This window comes from Ramlibacter sp. WS9 (assembly GCF_003797765.1).
Lineage (GTDB): Bacteria > Pseudomonadota > Gammaproteobacteria > Burkholderiales > Burkholderiaceae_C > Ramlibacter.
This window is the reverse complement of the sequence record NZ_RKMB01000002.1, coordinates 220,607-235,200: the sequence shown is the minus strand read 5'-3', so window position 1 is coordinate 235,200 and position 14,594 is coordinate 220,607. Positions and strand designations below refer to the sequence as shown.

Here is a 14,594-nt window from a genome sequence, read left to right as displayed (position 1 = left end):
GCTCACGCTTCGGAGGCATTCCTAGACCGCATTTCCACCACGATACTCGGAAAGGCCAAACTGACGCGGCTGTTCTGTTCATCCAGGCGTCGTATTGTGGAGTTAGAGAAGTACCCGAACTTCAGGCCAAGTACTGTGACAGCCGCGACGGTCAGTGCGCCAAGCGGTCCTTTGAAGAAGAGTGCGATCATTCCCAAAACTATTGCAAGTGGAATGACAACCGATGGCAGCCACAACAACAGCTGACCTTTTCGTCCGATCGCAGCTGCGACGGCCTTCTCCACAAGATCGTCGGGAAATTCAGCATGGAAGGCAGTCAAGGCGTAGTCCCCCGGCGGGACTTGGCCGTCCGACCGAATATTTGCATTTGACTTGAACGCAGAGAACGTTGACTCGATGCCTCCGAAGCCTATTCGGCCCGAAGCCAAGAACAACCGACCGCGAACTGCATCTTCCTTTGCGCAGTATTGGTAGATATCCTCAGGTATCGCTTCGTCGACGTATGCGTGCAACAGATACGCCCCGTCCGCGCCGGTCGGGAAACGGACAAGTTCGCCGCTCTGTACTATCGAATCGACGGCGTCTGAATCCGTCGCCACGTCTGGAAGAGAGTCGAGGCTGAAGATCGCCACTTCCGCAACATCCGTCCCGCCGGGTAACACGATGGTTGCCATGCAGTCAACGCCGGAGTTGGCCGGCGCAGGAACGGCGCGAGTGTCGCAGAGACGCTTGGACGTACGCGTCAACGCCAAACAAGTCATTACCGCTCATCTTGCACCCCAGCCAAAGAACAACATTCCGGCCCCAGTCGCGGAAAGAGATCGCCCCGATCTCTGAAGCCGGAGTCGCTACCGAGACTAACTGGTACATGGGTTCAAGGCTGGCGGCTACAGGGGAGGGCGCGTGTTGTATGTATAGCCCGCGTTTGCATAGGCGCTACAGATCATTCTCTTCATTGACTCGGCGGAAACCTTGGTCAGGCGATGGGCAAGCAAAATTGGCTTGTATCCAAGCAGTTTGGCTTGTCGTGTTACTTGCGGAAGCCTTGCGGACTTCTTCCTGGCGGTAATCGTGAACTCGGTCGATGCTTGGTTCAGATACAGCATGACGTAGTGGTCATTCATTCTCTCCTCCAGGTTAGAGCTATTCGCCGAGTTTCGATTCTTCTGCGTTCCAAGTCCTCAAGTTATATCAGGGCCTAGCCACGCGAGCTATCGAATATTGCCGTAACGGGCGAGGAAATGCCGCGGGCGCCATCGCCGCGCCGCGCGGTAGACAATAGCTGCTTCGCTGCAACCCCTGGAAAACGAACTTGGCACACCCCTCACCCTGGCCCGACAAAGTCATCGCACTTCTGCGCGCCGGCAATCCGGCGGCCGCCATTGCGCAGATCAAGGTGGCGCCCAGTGTCCGTGACCTGAAGGCGCTGGAGAAAGCGCTTGCCGCTGCAAAGCTGGCCGGGCGTTGGCCCGATGTCGACGTCGCCCTCACCGAAAGCCTGCAGGCGCTTTCGGCGCCCAGGCTGCATCGATCTCCGTAGCCCGTTACGGTGGTGGGCTCATGGTGGTTCCGTTGAGACGGGCCGTGAAGAAGTAGGTCGGCGGATCCCCCGCCGAAAAACTATGGAGATCGGTAGACCGTTCCGACCACGCCGCCGTGACGCCACCCATGGCGTCGATGACGAAGCCGTATTGACGGTAGATGCGTAGCGGGTCGAAAAAGGGTGGGGGTGCGGCCTGCCACCCTGTGCTGCGCACATAGCGCCCGACCGTGGCCTCGCCCGCCGTGGTGACGCGACCAGCGGCGTCGATCTGGACTTGGAACGCGTCGCCTGGAGCGAGTTCCGGCAAGCTCCAGCCTGCCACAGGGTCGCGAAGGGAGGCGACCGGCTCGTGGCCCGGTGGGGGGACGCCGGCCTGTGGGCCGCTGGCCTGCGGGTTGCCGGGCAGCGGGCCGCCGTTCGTCAGCCGGGTGGAAGCGCGGTTCCAAAATACCATCGCGTGGCCGTTGCGGCCAATCCCCGCATTGCGTACCCGCAGTTCGGACACGCCCGCCGCGACCACTGAAGATGGGCCCCAGCCCGACACCGGATTGTGCTGTACGGCCATCAGGTTGCAAGGTCCGCTGAGAGTCGCGCAGGTCGCGTAGGCGAGCAGAAAGGTGGCGCCGGGCTCCGCGACAGCCAGGGCCGCGCCACGCCATGCGTGCGCCCCTTCGATCTGCGCAGCAGGCCCCCAACTCCCCAAGCCCTGCTTGTCGTACACGCGACGCATGAGTTGCGATCCCTGCCGCCACAACACGATCGCGTCGCCGGACTTTCCCCGCACGAGGGCGATGGGTTCCATCGAGTCCGGCGGGCCGACTGCGATGCCCTCGACTCGCCAGCCATCCGCGGGTCGATGCTCGACGACCGCCAGCATGTCCGATCCATCGGCGAGGCGGTAACGGACAAAAGGTCGCAGTTGCGGCTCCGCGCCAACGCCACTTTCCACAACTTCCGCGACGGGGTACGCCTGGGCGAAGGGCACAAGAGTCGGGGCTGGCCAGCCTGCTTCCGTCCTGCGCAGTTGCGCAAACATGGTCGGTGCCGTGGGATCTACCATCAGGACTGAACTCAGCCCGGTGGCGTCGACAGTCCAGTCCTTCACGTTAAGGTTGTGCGGCAGGACGAGCATCGTCGACCAGTTGTCAGACCGCGCAAGCGTTTGCCTCAGCGCCGTCCAGTGCCCTACGGAGAAAAAGGCAGGGCCAGGGCCGGGACTCGTGCCGATGTTCCACCACGGGATCACCAGATTGAGCCCTCCGGAATCATCGAGCTTGAGCTCCGGAGTCCGCCCCTGACCTTGCACGGTGGCCGCTGCCTGCGGCTCGCTCCAGGCGAGGGACGCGGGCGCTTCTAGCTCCGTCTTGCTATCGCCGCCGCCGCATGCCACGGCCAACATGCTCACCGAAATCGCGGCGAATCCGTACTTGAATCTGCGCATCCCGTCCCCTCGTTATAGAGGGGATTGTGGCACCGCCTACTGTGCGGGGATGGGGCGTCACCTCGGCCGGCGCACCGCGCGGACCTTCCCGCTCGTGCCGCCCCCGCAGAAGAACTGATCCGCCCCATCGGACTCCACGCCCGAGATGTGCATGCCCGCCGGCATCTCAACTGCGTCGAGCACCTCGCCGGAGCGCGGGTCGATGCGCCGCAGTTCGCTCACCTCGCCCTCCCACGTCGCGTGCCACAGCTCGCCGTCGACCCAGCTCACGCCGGTGACGAAGCGGTCGCTCTCGATGGTGCGCAGCACGGCGCCCGTCTCGGGGTCGACCTGGCGGATCTTGCGGTCGCGGTGATGGCCCACCCACAGCGTTCCTTCGGCCCACGCCAGGCCCGAGTCGCCGCCCGCGCCCGGTGCGGGAATGGTGGCCACCACGCGGCCGGTGTCGGGGTCGATCTTCTGGATGCGGTCTTCGGCGATCTGGAAGATGTGCTTGCCGTCGAAGGCCGTGCCCGCGTGCGCGGCCACGTCGATCGTGCGCACCGTCTGGCCGCTCGCAGGGTCGAGCGCGTTCAGCTTGTCGCCGGATGCGAACCACACCTGCGTGCCGTCATGCGTGACGCCCGCGACCTTGTCGACGCCCGGGAAGGGCCCGTACTCGCGCACGATCTCGGCCATGCGCTTGCCGGCTGCTTTGGGTTTCATGCCGCCATCCTACTCACCCGGCAGCGAAGCGGGGAGTAACAGCGCTGTCGTGAATCCTGGCGCCCGCAATGCCGTCATCCACCGGCGTGATCGCGCATGCCCCACCCATTGCACTTTGCCCGCCGCCGCAAGCGTTTCCAGCGCGCGCTGCACCGTGCGCTGGCTGGCGCCCAGTGCCAATGCCAGCGCCGAGCTCGACCACGATTCGCCGTCGGCCAACAAGGCCAGCACCTCGCCGTGGTCTTCTTCCGTGGGCGGCGCCAGCACCACCACATCCGCCGGGCGGTGCGGCTCGAGCAGGAACCCCTGCTTGGTCGCGGAGACGGCGGCGATGGGTTTGAGCAGCGTGCGCAGCCGCCCCATCTCGACTCGCAAGCGCGCGCGGTAAGACTCGTCGGCCTCCTTGCCGCGGAAGGCGCGGGCGACCAATACGTCGCGTGCAACGTCGGCGGGCCACGCTTCGGCCAGCGCGCGAGCCAGTGCGAACAACACCGGCCGGCTCGCCAGGGGAACGGCGACGTCTGCGCAGCGAATCGCGTAGCGGCACGCGTCCACGATGAAGGAATGGGACGCCAGCAGCGCTTCCACTTCTTCGAGCGACAGCGTTCGCTGCTCGCCGCCCGCGATGACGCGCGCAGCAGGGGCGTGAAGCGCGTGCGATGCGCTGTGCACTTCCGCCATCAGTGCGGCGATCCTCGCGTCTTGCGCAGCACGCGCGGCTTCGGCGAGCGCGGTGCGCGCTGCGCCGGTGTGCAAGCGCCGCACGGCCACGCCCGCCACGACCAGCGCGTGCGCGGCTCGGGTGGCCGCCGGCAGGGGAGATGGGTCGAGACCGGCCAACGTGCGTTCGGCGTCGTCCAGCTGCCCGATCAAGAGATAGCGCCGCGCCTGCAAGTGGCCCGCGTGCGCGGCGTTCGTGTGGTCGCCGTGCGCGGCGAGTGTGGCGCGCGCGTTGTCCAGCTCCTTCGCCGGCCAGCCCAGGTCGCGCGAGACCAGCGCGATCTCCGCTTCGGCCACGACGCATCGCGCGCGGGCCACAGCCTCCTTCGGTCCGAAGCCCCGCGCCGCACGCTTCAACAATTCTTTCGCGCGCGCATAGTCGCCGAGCCGCGCCATCGCGATGCCGCGCAATGCGAGCGCGGGCGGGTCGTCGCGCAGGGCCACGCGCTTCAGCGCGCCGAGCACGTCGCCGGCCGCCAGCGCGCGCGCCGCCGCGGTGATCAGCGAGTCCATCGCTGCCGCATCCGATATCCCGACACACTTGTCACTCTCACCTTTCGCTTGATCGTTCCTACTATAAGTCCGCGCTATCAACAACCAACGAAAGGATGAGCGATGACGACACACAAGATTGCAACCCGCAAGGAATGGATGGACGCGCGGCTGGAACTGCTGGCCGCCGAAAAAGAGCACACGCGCCGCAGCGACGCGCTTGCGCAGCAGCGCCAGCAACTGCCGTGGGTGAAGGTGGACAAGAACTACAGCTTCGACACGGAAGGCGGCCGCGCCACTTTGGGCGATCTCTTCCAGGGCCGTTCGCAGCTGCTGGTCTATCACTTCATGTTCGGGCCCGATTACAAGGCGGGCTGCCCCTCGTGCTCGATGATTGCGGACGGATTCAACGGTTTCGCTGTGCACCTGGCCAACCACGACGTGCAGCTGTGCACCGTCTCGCGCGCGCCGCTGGCCAAGCTGCAGGCATTCAAGCAGCGCATGGGGTGGAGCTTTCCCTGGGCGTCTTCGCTGGGCAGCGAGTTCAACTACGACTTCAACACGTCGCTCACCGAGAAGCAGCAACTCGACGGCACCGTCGAATACAACTACCGCCGCGAACCCGCGTGGACGCTGAACGGCATCGGCGATTCGCTCACGAAAGACGGCGAAGGTCCCGTCGCGCAGATCGCGGCCACCACCGGCACTGACGTTGCCACGTACACGCGCGAGCGGCCCGGCATGAGCGCATTCGTGCGTGAGGGCGACGCGATCTATCACACGTACTCCACCTACTCGCGAGGCCTCGATGGCCTGTGGGGCTCCTACCAGTGGCTCGACCGCGCGCCGCTGGGCCGCAACGAGCAGGGCATCTGGTGGCGCCGCCACGACGAGTACGAGGCGCCGGCGCGCACCGCCGGCGAGACTTGCTGTGCCTGACGAGCCCCAGCGCCGGCACGCCTTCGCCGGCGTGTCGGCGCTGCTGTTCGTTGGCAGCGCGGCGGTGACGGTCGCCTGGTGCCGGTCCATGGCCGAGATGGGCGAGGTCGCGATGCCGGGCGGCTGGACGCTGTCGATGGCGTGGATGCCGATGTGCGGCCAGTCCTGGGCGGCGGCCGCCGCATCGTTCATCGGCATGTGGGTGGTGATGATGGTCGCGATGATGCTGCCGTCGTTGGCGCCGCTGCTGTGGCGGCATCGCCCAATGGCAGCGGTGGCGGCGGGCGCGGGCTACTTCTTCGTATGGACTGCCCTCGGGGCGATGATCTTCGCGCTGGGCGCGGCGTTCGCTGAAGCCGCGATGCGGGTGCCGTCACTGGCTCGCGTGGTGCCGTCGACGCTCGCACTGGTCGTGCTGCTCGCGGGCGTGTTCCAGTTCAGCACGTACAAAGCGCGTCATGTCGCTCACTGCCGGCCCGTGACACAGCTGCACTGCGCGACTCCCGCCAACACACTCGCCGCCTTGGGCTATGGCGCGCGGCTGGGCCTGCATTGCAGCATCGCGTGCGCGGGCTTGACGACGATCCTGCTGGTCATCGGCGTGATGGACTTGCGGGCGATGGCGGTCATCGCGGCCGCCATCACCGCCGAACGTCTGGCACCGCACGGCGAGCGTGTGGCCTGGGCGATCGGCGGTGTGTCGATCATGACGGGTGTGTATCTGATGGGGCAGGCGGCATGGCGGTGAGCCCCAGGATGTCGGGGGAGTGGAGGAACTGTTGAACCCTCATGCCGTCCCGGCCGGGTGCTGGCATGAGTTCTATCGATCGCGGCTTAACACGATCCAGCCTCCAATGCCGATCATCGTCGCACCAAGAATCCCTTCCTGTGCTCGGACAAACCAAGGGTTGTCGACAACCCAGTTCCGAATGCGGGAGGCTGCGTAGCCGAAGAAAGCGCCAATAACCAGCCCTGAGGCCTTCTGATAGATCGCGAGCACCCCTATCTGAATCCAAAGCGGCCCAAGGGCGGGATCAGCGAACTGAGGCAGGAAAACCACCATGAACAACAGTACCTTGGGGTTGAGCAGATTGGTGACGAAACCCTGCAAGAAGATCTCCCGATCACTCGCAACCGAAGCGCATTCATCCGGGAACCGGCCTCGGCGGCTGCGAAACAGGGCGCGGACCCCAAGATAGACCAGATACAGCGCGCCCGCTGTCTTGACGGCCGAGAACAGCAGGGGAGATCGCGAAAACAGTGTCGCGAGCCCGAGGACGACCAGGGGTACGTGCACAAACCCTGCGGAGCTGGTTCCGAGAGCGCTGACCCACGCCGCGCGGAAACCTTGGGTTACCCCCCGGCTGAGCGTCAGCGCCATGTCCGGCCCCGGCGTGATCTTCAATGCCAGGTCGGCAATCGCGAACAGGATGAAGGTCTCAAGTGTTGGCATTGCGATGATGTTTCCAGGAACTGCGGGCTGCGGCAAACGATCAAACTTGGCCGCGCTTGAACGCCTCCCTGCGCTCCTGTCGCTCCGCAATGAACGGCTTGCTCAGCGCAGCGGAAAGCTCTTCTCTGCGCATCTCCTTCCCGCATTCCTGGCACGTCGGGCCCAACCCCGGGTCTTTTCCGCACGGAAGGTGCGTGTAGCGGATGGCGACCTTCTGCTTGCTCGTCTTGCACCAAGTCTCGCCCCACGCGCGAAATGCCAAAAACACGGGGTAAAACCCGATGCCCATCTCGGTGAGGTAGTACTCGTACCGCAACGGCTTCGTGTTGTACGGCCGGCGTTCGATCATTCCGTCCGATTCCAGTTTCTTCAGCCGACCCGCCAGCATCTGTGGTGTTGCTTGCGTCTGCACCTGAATCTCCTCGAAGCGATGGCTTCCGAGAAACAGCTCGCGCAAAACCAGCACTGTCCAGCGGTCGCCCACGATCTTCTGAGCCAACGCGACCGGGCAGAGGGTGTCCTGTGCCGCCGACGGCGAGAGCGACGCATTTCTAGCCATTGGTGTCCTCACAATTCATGTGGCTATGATAATCATAGGTATAGTGGCCGTGTTCGCGAGAGGGCCTATCGACCAGTCGCGAACCGCGGAATCAGCCGATGCACCGCGAACAGAGACTATCGATTCAGAAAGGCTAAATATGTCTGAGGCTACCGAATTGAATCTTGCCGCAATCGCCGACCGATACGCCGCGGCATGGCTCTCTCACAAACCCGAGGCAATTGTCGCGCTACACACGCCTGACTCGACCTTCCAGGCGCATGGCCGTAACGGACAGGTGAAGGGAAAGGCTGCCTTGCTGAAGGAGTTCGCCGAGGTATTCGAGCGCTATCCCAATTTCGGCTTCGAGACACGCCGCCTCCTTCTGGGCGACAGGCACTGGACCCTCGATTGGGACCTGACGTTCCAGCCCCCCGGAAAAGAGCGCAGAAAGTTCCATGCGGTCGACGTCGTGGAGGTGGATGACGACGGACTTGTCACCAGGAAAGACACCTTCTTCGACTTTGCTCAAGTCAAGGCAGCGTTCGAAGCGAAGTGACGGACAAGAACATGGCGAACGCAAATACCCCTACCGCCGATCGAGCGACACCCTTGTTCGATCGAGCGTTTATCAACGCATTGCCGGTCGAGCACCTGTGCGATCTCAGCATCGATCTGGAGCTCGGCCAGGTGATCTCTACCCCTCTGGGCACCCGTTTGACCTTCGTCGTGAAAGGTGGTCGCTTCGAAGGTCCCCGCTTCCGGGGCGAAATGCTGCCGGGCGGGGGAGACTGGGTCTCCCTCGGCACCGACGGAATCAGCCGCATGGATGTTCGAGCAACCATGCGCACCCATGACGGTGTTCTCATTCACTACGCGTCGCACGGCATTCTCAGGTATCCGCCGGATGGTCGACAGCGTCTGGCCAAGGGCGAGAGGTTGTCCTTCGATGAAAGCTACGTGCGTCCAACACCCAGGTTCGAGACGTCGGACGAGCGATACGCGTGGCTTTGCGGAATTGTCACCGTCGGCTATGGCGAATATGGCCCCGGCCGCATCGATCATCGGATGTACTGCATTTTGTGACATGACCTGTGCAGGGCGCGATGTTCGAGTCATGCCGCAGCCAAGGTTCAGAAGCGCCCGGCCCGCAGCTCCCGGATGGCCCGGATCATGGTCGGCGCCAGGATGTTCCATTGCAGAGCCCGCAGCGACCTGCGGTAACGCAGCCCGTTGCGGCGCAACGCGGCCGATACCAGCTCGAGCGGATCGCTCACCACGCACAGGACGCGTGTGAGCATCGGGTCCTGTTCGATCGGCAGGCCGCCGAGGAAGGCGTCGTCCTTTCCGTTCCACAGTTGCTGGGCATCCATGTGGAAGCCCCAGCCGCATTCCCAGCCGTTCGCCTTCAGGCGCTCGCGGGCCGCCGCCACGTATGCGGCGTCGAAGATGAACGTGTCGGTGCGCACCCAGCGGCCGAGCCAGATCTCCGCCAACGGGCGTGCCGCGGGCGTGGTGCCGGGCGTCAGGCCGCGCAGCATCTCGCCGCGCATCTCCATGTAGCGCACCCGCGCCGGGATGCCGGCCGACCGCATGAGCGCGATCAGCAGCGTCACCTTGTCGTCCCCGTCGCCACCGCGATCGTGCAGCACGTCGCGCGCCGTGGGGTAGTGCAGCTTGATCCGCTTGGTGTACGGCAGGTTCTTGACGAACCGGTAGATGGCCAGGGCCTTGTCGCGGTCGTTGCGGCACAACTGGATCAGAGAGCGGGCCTTCAGGCGCAGCTTCGGGTCGTCCAGATCCAGCAATGGCGTGTTGCCCAGCCAGTCCTGCGGCCGGTCACTGACGTGCTCTGCCGGTTGCGGGCGGGGTGCGTCAAATTGGGAGGCGAGGAGGACCATGGAGCCAATGCCGAGGAATTGGTCTCCATGGTAACCGCCACCGCCGCGCTCAACCCGGAATGTTGGGCTCGACCAGCTGCGCGAGTGCGATGAGCGACTCTTGCCAGCCGAGGTAACACATCTCGACCGGGATCACGTCGGGGATGCCTTCTTGCACCACGGACATGTCGGTGCCGCACGAAACCGCGGTCAACGTCACGGTGGTCTTCATCGTGCCCGGCAGGTTGGGGTCGTCGAAGGCCGCGTCGTAAGAAATGAGCTTGCCGGGGACCAGCTCCAGGTACTTGCCGCCGAACGAGTGGCTGTGGCCGGAGCCGAACGCGGTGAACGACATGCGCCACGTACCGCCGACGACAGGCTCCATGCTGTGGACCTTGCCGGTGAAGCCGAACGGCGGGAGCCAGCGCTCGAAGGCGCTGGGATCGATGAAGGCGCGGTAGAGCCGCTCGGGCGGCGTGCGCAGGACGCGGTGCAGGCGGACGGTGCTGGTGGCCATGGCTGGGTTCTCCTTGAAGTGCAGAGGATCATCCTCTATCCACACGACGAACGAGCCTGTGCGAAATCGACAACCCGGGCGATGAGGGGAAACCCCCAAGGCCAGGCCAGCGAACGCTCAATACACCAGTTCGCCGCGCCGGCCCACCAGCACGATGTCGATGTAGGTGGAACCGGTGCGGTCCGTCGCCCCGTAGTTCACCGTGACGCCACCGAAATCGTGGTGCCTCAGCGATTCCAGTGCGTCGATCAAGCCCTCCCTCGAGAGCGTGCGGCCCGCGCGCCGCAGCCCCTCGGCCAGGACGCGCGCCTCGAGGTAGCCCTCGAGGCCGTGGTAGGACGCGGGCTCGGCGGTGCCGGCGGCCGCGAGCGCAGCGCGATAGTCCTGCACCAGCGGGACACCCAGCCGCGTGGGCGAAGGCACCGGCTGCGACAGGCCCAGGCCGGCCGCTGCCGGACCCAGTGCCGAGGTGACATCTTCGATGCGCATCGCCGAGAACGCGATGCCCTGCGCCGCGCCACCGAGCTTGCGGTAATGGGCGAGCACAACAGCGAACGGCTTGGGCAGCGCGGCGACGAGCAATGATTGCGGCGCGCTCGCGTGCAGCGCACGCGCCACCGCCGCGGGATCGTCCTTGGCGGAAAAGGCAATGTGCGCCACTGGCCTGACCCCAGCTGTCTGCAGGGCCGCCAGATACGCCGCAGCCCCTGGCGGGCCGTAGGCCTCGGTGCTGGTCAGCACGGCGAAGCGGTCGATCGCCAGCGTCCTTTGGTGCCGCACGACATGCGCGGCTTCGGCCAGCGAAGCCGCGCGCACCGGAAACACGTGCCGCTTGAACGGCTGGCGCGCGTCGTGGGTCAGCGAGTTCGCGCCCACCAAGGGCGCACCGGCTGCGCCCGCGCGATCCATGATGGCGGGCAGCGTGGGTGTGCCGAAAGCCCCCAGCAGCGCAAACACGCGTTGTTGCTGCAGCAGCTCGTCGGCCGCCGCGGCCGCCTTGTCCGCGCGATAGCCGTCGTCGCGATCCAGCAGCCGGATGCGCCGGCCGTGGATGCCGCCACTCGCGTTGATGCGGGCAATGCAGGCATCGGCGCCCAGCCGCCGCTGGCGCGCCATGTCCGCGAACGGCGAGTCGGCCGGGGTGATTCGGCCCACCAGGATCTCACGGTCGGTGACGCCGGGCACGGCGTTCTGTGCGAACAGGGCCGGCGCGCCGCAGGACGCGAGCGCAGCGATCAGCCTCCGGCGGTCGAGTGCCATGCCGCGTCTCAGTTGTGGCGGGGCGTCTTGCCCTCGAACGACATGGGCTTGCCCAGCGGCGCGTACTGCGCGCCATCGAAGCGCACGAGTTGCAGGCTTTCGATCGGGTACGGGTCGGCCGAGCCCTGTGTGGTGAGCGTGATCCCCGGCAGCAGCAGGCCGACTTCCACCTTGTTCATCTGGCGCGCTACGTCCATCATGGCCTGGCGCGTGGGCTGCTTCATCTGCTCCAGCACGCGGATCAACGCCTCGCCGGTGACGTAGCCTACCTGGCCCTGCGAATCCGTCTTGTCGAAGCGCGGCTTGGCGGCCGCATGGTCGGCCAGGTAGCGCTTGACGGCCGTGTCCTCGGCAAACGCGGGGGAGTCCACCGGCTTGATGAACTGGCTGGTGATCAGGCCCATGGCATTGTCCAGCCCCGCCGGTCGGAGCGCCGCCACCGACGACGCGATGTACGAGAGCAGCGTGACGGGCTTCCAGCCGCTCTCCGCCGCGAACTTCACTGCCTGCGCGCCCTGCCGCGGAGGCGCGATGATCACGAGCGTGTCGGCGCCCGATGCCTTGAGGTTACTCATCTGGGTATCGATGGTGGGATCCACCGGTGTCACGGCCTGCTCGGCGAGAACTTTCACGCGTGATCCCTTGAGCGCACCGGCGAGCGCCGACTTGAAGGTCAAGCCGGTTTCGGTGTTCAGGAACAGCACCGCCACCTTCGCGTCGGGCTTGCTCGCCTTCAGGTGCTCGGCAAAGGCTGCCGCCTCGGTGGTGAAAGACGGCACGAGGCCGATCATCCAGTTCGGTCCTTCCTGCAGTTCCTGTACGCCGGAGTACATGAAGAGGTTGGGCACTTTTTTCTGCTCGACGTACTTGCCGATCGCCTGGTTGTTCGGCGTGCCGGAGATGCCTAGCAGCGCGAACACCTCGCCTTGTTCCACCATCTTGCGCACGTTGGTCAGCGTGCGCTGCGGATCGATGCCGTCGTCCTGCACCGTGAGTTCGATGGTGCGGGTCTTGCCATCGCCCATCTTCACGCCGCCGGCGGCATTGGCCGCGGCGACGCGGACCTTGATGCCCTCCGACACCGCGCCCACCGCGGCGACCGGACCGGTGAGCGGGGCGGATATGCCGATGCGGATCACGCTGTCGGTGATGCCGGGGTCGGCTGCGTGGGCCACCGAGGCTGCGGCCACGGCCAGGGTGGCGAGCGCGCCGCGCAGGGCGCAGAAGGAATGGCGAGTCATGGGGTTGTCTCCTGGGGAAGGGTGGTGGCCGCAGCGGGCCGGATGGGAAAGAAAGTCTTGCGCCAGCGGGCGAACGCACGCACGGCCAAGCCTGCAAGGCCATCGCGCGCGACGAGCATCATCCCGACGAGGCAGGCGCCGTAGATCAAGCCGCCCAGGGCGGGGCTGAGGTCTGACGTCCATTCGGGGACGAACACCACGAACAGCGCGCCGAGCAGTGCGCCGGGCAAGCTCGTGATGCCGCCGACAATGGCGCCGATCAGGATCTCGATCGACTTGGCGGCGAGGAACGATTGCGGGCTGACGTAGCCGTTGAGGATCGCGTAGAGCCCGCCGCCCAGGCCGGCAAAGGCGGAGCTGAGCGCGAAGGCACCCAGACGCAGCCGCACCAGGTCCACGCCCATGGAGCGCGCGACCAGTTCGTTGTCGCGCATGGCGCGAAGGCTGCGGCCGGTGTCGCCGCGCAGCACCCGCATGGCCAGGCCCATGCACAGCGCGACCACGCCGACACAGATCGCGTACAGCCACACATCCGACGCCAATGGAAGCCAGGACGGCGGCGCCGGCGCGTCGAAGCTGATGCCGGTGACGCCCTGCGTCAGCCGGTCGAATTTCAGGATCAATTGCGGAACGAGCACCGCCACGCCGAACGTGACGATGGCCAGTTGCAGCCCGCCCAGGCGCAGCGCGGGCAGGCCGATGGCGAGACCGGCCAGCGCGGCGGCGCACGCGGCCGGAAGCAAGGTCGCGAGCGGATGCCAGCCGGCCTTGGCCGAAAGGATGGCGGTGGTGTAGGCGCCGACGGCGAACAGGGCGCCCTGGGCCAAACAGACTTGGCCCGCGAAGCCGAGCAACAGGTTGAGCCCGAGGATCGCCAGCGCGAAGCACAGGGCCATGCTCAGTTGCAGCAGCAAGAACTTGGGCAGCACGGCCGGCGCGAGCGCGGCCAGCAGCAGCAACGCGAGCCGGGGAGAGATCGCCTTCATACGCGCACCGCCAGCTTCCGGCCGAACAGGCCTTGGGGCCGCAACAGCAGCACGGCGAGCATGGCCGCGAGCGGAATGGCCAGGCGCAGCTCGGCGCCGATGAAGGGCAGGTAGGTCGCGCCCACGCTTTCGGCCACACCGATCGCGAGCCCGCCCACGATGGCACCCACCGCGCTGCCCCAGCCGCCGAGCGTGGCGGCGGCCAGCGCGTACACCAGCACCGGCGCCATCATCGTGGGGCTGAGGAAGAGGCGCGGCGCCACCAGCACCGCCGCGGCGAAGCCGGCGAGCGAGGCCAGGCCCCAGCCGAGCATCAGCATCACGTCGACGCGGATGCCGACGATGAGGCTCTTCTCGCGATCCACCGCGGCGGCGCGCAGCGCGAGCCCGACGCGCGTGAAGCGCAGCAAGGCCGCGAGTGTGAGTGCCAGCGCGAGCAGCACCACGAGCACACCGAGCGTGCCGGTCGTGAGCCGCACGCCGCCAAGCGTCCAACCGCCGGAGGGAAACACCGGCGGAAAGACCTGCGGGTCGGAGCCCCACAGCCACAGGCACAGCGCCTGGAAGAACAGGAAGAGGCCGAGGGTGACCACGACCACCGTTTCCACCGGCGCGCGCGACACCGGCCGCACCACGGCCTGGAACACGAACACGCCCAGCGCGAACGCGGCCACGCCGCCCAGCGCCAGGGCCAGTGGCAACGGCATGCCCCATTCGGCGAGCTGCCAGGCGAGGTAGGCGCAGAAAGTCGCCATCTCGCCCTGGCCGAAGTTGATGATGCGGGTGGCGCCGTAGATCAGCACCAGCGCCAGCGCGAGCGCCGCGTAGATGGCGCCGGCCGCGAGCCCGTCGACGATTTGCTGAAGTAGAAGTTGCACG

Annotated in this window: 18 protein-coding genes; 5 read left to right on the top strand and 13 right to left on the bottom strand. The window is 66.1% G+C overall.

The window, feature by feature from the left end; translation table 11 throughout:
• Nucleotides 1–2 precede the first annotated feature (2 nt).
• The gene (locus EEB15_RS04060; protein WP_141508250.1) at nt 3–674 is read right to left on the bottom strand and encodes a hypothetical protein; all 672 of its coding nucleotides are present in this window, start codon (nt 672–674) and stop codon (nt 3–5) included.
• Between the two features lie 213 nt (nt 675–887).
• Complete coding sequence (locus tag EEB15_RS04055) at nt 888–1,124, bottom strand: hypothetical protein (protein WP_141508249.1); 237 nt, start codon at nt 1,122–1,124, stop codon at nt 888–890.
• A gap of 188 nt (nt 1,125–1,312) precedes the next feature.
• On the opposite strand from EEB15_RS04055, the gene EEB15_RS04050 reads away from it, so the two are divergent.
• The gene (locus EEB15_RS04050; protein WP_141508248.1) at nt 1,313–1,540 is read left to right on the top strand and encodes a hypothetical protein; all 228 of its coding nucleotides are present in this window, start codon (nt 1,313–1,315) and stop codon (nt 1,538–1,540) included.
• Between the two features lie 4 nt (nt 1,541–1,544).
• Here the strand turns inward: EEB15_RS04050 and EEB15_RS04045 are convergent, their stop codons facing one another.
• Genes EEB15_RS04045 through EEB15_RS04035 form a run of 3 tightly spaced genes read right to left on the bottom strand, consistent with a single transcriptional unit; the run spans nt 1,545 to nt 4,922 of the window.
• On the bottom strand, nt 1,545–2,984 hold the full coding sequence (locus EEB15_RS04045; RefSeq protein ID WP_141508247.1) for a hypothetical protein: 1,440 nt from the start codon (nt 2,982–2,984) through the stop codon (nt 1,545–1,547).
• A gap of 57 nt (nt 2,985–3,041) precedes the next feature.
• On the bottom strand, nt 3,042–3,689 hold the full coding sequence (locus EEB15_RS04040; protein WP_141508246.1) for a PQQ-binding-like beta-propeller repeat protein: 648 nt from the start codon (nt 3,687–3,689) through the stop codon (nt 3,042–3,044).
• A gap of 9 nt (nt 3,690–3,698) precedes the next feature.
• The gene (locus EEB15_RS04035) at nt 3,699–4,922 is read right to left on the bottom strand and encodes a helix-turn-helix domain-containing protein (protein WP_141508245.1); all 1,224 of its coding nucleotides are present in this window, start codon (nt 4,920–4,922) and stop codon (nt 3,699–3,701) included.
• Nucleotides 4,923–5,024: 102 nt separating this feature from the next.
• On the opposite strand from EEB15_RS04035, the gene EEB15_RS04030 reads away from it, so the two are divergent.
• Together EEB15_RS04030 and EEB15_RS04025 are read left to right on the top strand one after the other, a co-directional pair.
• On the top strand, nt 5,025–5,840 hold the full coding sequence (locus tag EEB15_RS04030; RefSeq protein ID WP_141508244.1) for a DUF899 domain-containing protein: 816 nt from the start codon (nt 5,025–5,027) through the stop codon (nt 5,838–5,840).
• Nucleotides 5,833–6,588: a DUF2182 domain-containing protein gene (locus EEB15_RS04025; protein WP_141508243.1), complete on the top strand. Its 756-nt coding sequence runs from the start codon at nt 5,833–5,835 to the stop codon at nt 6,586–6,588. The genes EEB15_RS04030 and EEB15_RS04025 overlap by 8 nt, the downstream gene beginning before the upstream one ends.
• A gap of 72 nt (nt 6,589–6,660) precedes the next feature.
• On the opposite strand, the gene EEB15_RS04020 is transcribed toward EEB15_RS04025, so the two are convergent.
• Nucleotides 6,661–7,293: a LysE family translocator gene (locus EEB15_RS04020; protein WP_199236450.1), complete on the bottom strand. Its 633-nt coding sequence runs from the start codon at nt 7,291–7,293 to the stop codon at nt 6,661–6,663.
• Nucleotides 7,294–7,333: 40 nt separating this feature from the next.
• Nucleotides 7,334–7,777 (bottom strand): helix-turn-helix domain-containing protein, encoded by a 444-nt coding sequence (locus tag EEB15_RS04015; RefSeq protein WP_233259346.1) that lies wholly within the window; start codon nt 7,775–7,777, stop codon nt 7,334–7,336.
• Between the two features lie 214 nt (nt 7,778–7,991).
• On the opposite strand from EEB15_RS04015, the gene EEB15_RS04010 reads away from it, so the two are divergent.
• Nucleotides 7,992–8,390: a nuclear transport factor 2 family protein gene (locus tag EEB15_RS04010; protein ID WP_141508241.1), complete on the top strand. Its 399-nt coding sequence runs from the start codon at nt 7,992–7,994 to the stop codon at nt 8,388–8,390.
• 11 nt (nt 8,391–8,401) lie between these two features.
• Complete coding sequence (locus tag EEB15_RS04005; RefSeq protein ID WP_141508602.1) at nt 8,402–8,917, top strand: DUF3237 domain-containing protein; 516 nt, start codon at nt 8,402–8,404, stop codon at nt 8,915–8,917.
• Nucleotides 8,918–8,964: 47 nt separating this feature from the next.
• On the opposite strand, the gene EEB15_RS04000 is transcribed toward EEB15_RS04005, so the two are convergent.
• The 6 genes from EEB15_RS04000 to EEB15_RS03975 form a co-directional block, all read right to left on the bottom strand.
• Entirely contained in the window at nt 8,965–9,732 is a 768-nt protein-coding gene (locus EEB15_RS04000; protein ID WP_141508240.1) for a transglutaminase family protein, read from the bottom strand.
• A gap of 49 nt (nt 9,733–9,781) precedes the next feature.
• Complete coding sequence (locus tag EEB15_RS03995) at nt 9,782–10,228, bottom strand: SRPBCC family protein (protein WP_141508239.1); 447 nt, start codon at nt 10,226–10,228, stop codon at nt 9,782–9,784.
• A gap of 117 nt (nt 10,229–10,345) precedes the next feature.
• Nucleotides 10,346–11,488 (bottom strand): ABC transporter substrate-binding protein, encoded by a 1,143-nt coding sequence (locus EEB15_RS03990; RefSeq protein WP_141508238.1) that lies wholly within the window; start codon nt 11,486–11,488, stop codon nt 10,346–10,348.
• Nucleotides 11,489–11,496: 8 nt separating this feature from the next.
• Nucleotides 11,497–12,729, bottom strand: coding sequence for an ABC transporter substrate-binding protein (locus EEB15_RS03985; protein WP_141508237.1), 1,233 nt, complete (start codon nt 12,727–12,729; stop codon nt 11,497–11,499).
• A complete protein-coding gene (locus tag EEB15_RS03980; RefSeq protein ID WP_141508236.1) occupies nt 12,726–13,715 on the bottom strand; it encodes a branched-chain amino acid ABC transporter permease in 990 nt (329 codons plus the stop codon). The genes EEB15_RS03985 and EEB15_RS03980 overlap by 4 nt, the downstream gene beginning before the upstream one ends.
• Nucleotides 13,712–14,593 carry a branched-chain amino acid ABC transporter permease gene (locus tag EEB15_RS03975; protein ID WP_141508235.1) on the bottom strand — a complete coding sequence of 294 codons (882 nt, stop codon included), beginning with the start codon at nt 14,591–14,593 and terminating at the stop codon, nt 13,712–13,714. The genes EEB15_RS03980 and EEB15_RS03975 overlap by 4 nt, the downstream gene beginning before the upstream one ends.
• Between the last annotated feature and the right edge of the window lies 1 nt (nt 14,594).

Bases quoted from the DNA above. Each gene is read 5' to 3' on its own strand.
- EEB15_RS04055 (WP_141508249.1), bottom strand. From the start codon at position 1,124: ATGAATGACCACTACGTCATGCTGTATCTGAACCAAGCATCGACCGAG.
- EEB15_RS03995 (WP_141508239.1), bottom strand. From the start codon at position 10,228: ATGGCCACCAGCACCGTCCGCCTGCACCGCGTCCTGCGCACGCCGCCC.
- EEB15_RS04020 (WP_199236450.1), bottom strand. From the start codon at position 7,293: ATGCCAACACTTGAGACCTTCATCCTGTTCGCGATTGCCGACCTGGCA.
- EEB15_RS03990 (WP_141508238.1), bottom strand. From the start codon at position 11,488: ATGGCACTCGACCGCCGGAGGCTGATCGCTGCGCTCGCGTCCTGCGGC.
- EEB15_RS04000 (WP_141508240.1), bottom strand. From the start codon at position 9,732: ATGGTCCTCCTCGCCTCCCAATTTGACGCACCCCGCCCGCAACCGGCA.
- EEB15_RS04010 (WP_141508241.1), top strand. From the start codon at position 7,992: ATGTCTGAGGCTACCGAATTGAATCTTGCCGCAATCGCCGACCGATAC.
- EEB15_RS04005 (WP_141508602.1), top strand. From the start codon at position 8,402: ATGGCGAACGCAAATACCCCTACCGCCGATCGAGCGACACCCTTGTTC.
- EEB15_RS04045 (WP_141508247.1), bottom strand. From the start codon at position 2,984: ATGCGCAGATTCAAGTACGGATTCGCCGCGATTTCGGTGAGCATGTTG.
- EEB15_RS04035 (WP_141508245.1), bottom strand. From the start codon at position 4,922: ATGGACTCGCTGATCACCGCGGCGGCGCGCGCGCTGGCGGCCGGCGAC.
- EEB15_RS03985 (WP_141508237.1), bottom strand. From the start codon at position 12,729: ATGACTCGCCATTCCTTCTGCGCCCTGCGCGGCGCGCTCGCCACCCTG.
- EEB15_RS04040 (WP_141508246.1), bottom strand. From the start codon at position 3,689: ATGAAACCCAAAGCAGCCGGCAAGCGCATGGCCGAGATCGTGCGCGAG.
- EEB15_RS03980 (WP_141508236.1), bottom strand. From the start codon at position 13,715: ATGAAGGCGATCTCTCCCCGGCTCGCGTTGCTGCTGCTGGCCGCGCTC.
- EEB15_RS04030 (WP_141508244.1), top strand. From the start codon at position 5,025: ATGACGACACACAAGATTGCAACCCGCAAGGAATGGATGGACGCGCGG.
- EEB15_RS04060 (WP_141508250.1), bottom strand. From the start codon at position 674: ATGGCAACCATCGTGTTACCCGGCGGGACGGATGTTGCGGAAGTGGCG.